Origin of the sequence: Dokdonella sp. (genome assembly GCF_019634815.1) — a bacterium.
Classification (GTDB): domain Bacteria; phylum Pseudomonadota; class Gammaproteobacteria; order Xanthomonadales; family Rhodanobacteraceae; genus Dokdonella_A.
Genome location: NZ_JAHCAP010000056.1, coordinates 1 through 1,154, shown reverse-complemented (window position 1 = coordinate 1,154; position 1,154 = coordinate 1). Strand labels below are relative to the sequence as shown.

Genomic DNA, 1,154 nt, shown 5'->3' with positions numbered 1-1,154 from the left:
ACTGCGCCACGCCGACCGCACGCGATGCATCCTTGACCCAAACACAGGCGGTTTCATAGTGCGGTTCGATCTTGAGCGCGGTATGCGCGCGCGAGGTGGTGGCGCCACCGATCAACAATGGAATGTGGAAATTCTGGCGTGCCATCTCCTTGGCGACATGGCTCATTTCCTCGAGTGAGGGCGTGATCAGGCCGGACACGCCGATCATGTCGGCCTGCTCGGCGATCGCGGTGTCGAGGATCTTCTGCGCCGGCACCATCACGCCGAGATCGATCACCTCGAAATTGTTGCAGGCAAGCACCACGCCAACGATATTCTTGCCGATGTCGTGCACATCGCCCTTGACCGTGGCCATCACGATCTTGCCGTTGGATTTGCTTGTCTCGCCACTGCGCTTTTTCTCTTCTTCCATGAAGGGCAGCAGGTAGGCAACCGCCTTCTTCATCACGCGCGCGGACTTGACCACCTGCGGCAGGAACATCTTGCCGGCACCGAACAGGTCGCCCACCACGTTCATGCCGTCCATGAGCGGGCCTTCGATCACGTCGAGCGTACGCGTGGACTGCGCGCGCACTTCCTCGGTGTCCTCGGTGACGAATTGGTCGATGCCATGCACGAGCGCATGCTCGAGTCGTTTGGCCACCGGCAGCGAGCGCCAGGCCAGCGCGCTGCCGTCGTCCTTGTCCCTGGGGCCCTTCTTGTAGCGATCCGCGATTTCCATCAGCCGCTCGGTTGAGTCGGGACGGCGATTGAGCACCACATCCTCGACGCGCTCGCGCAGTTCCGGATCGAGGTCGTCGTAGATCGCCAACGCGCCGGCATTGACGATGCCCATGTTCATGCCGGCCTTGATTGCGTGGTAGAGGAACACGCAGTGGATTGCCTCACGCACGACATTGTTGCCGCGGAACGAGAAGGAGACGTTGGAGACGCCGCCGGAGACATGCGAATGCGGAAAGCGCCGGCGCAGTTCGCTCGCCGCCTTGATGAAGTTCACCGCGTTGTCGGCGTGTTCCTCGATGCCCGTGCCGATCGGGAAGATGTTGGAATCGAAGATGATGTCTTCGGGCGGAAAGCCGACCTCTTCGGTAAGCAGGCGGTAGGAACGCTCGCAGATTTCCAGCCGTCGTTCGACGCTGTCAGCCTGGCCTTGT

The 1,154-nt window shown here is 61.4% G+C and carries 1 protein-coding gene; it reads right to left on the bottom strand.

Annotated elements, in window-relative coordinates; translation table 11 throughout:
• Positions 1-1,154: B12-binding domain-containing protein (locus KF759_RS14195; RefSeq protein ID WP_291226497.1), on the bottom strand; the 1,154-nt coding region annotated here is incomplete at both ends.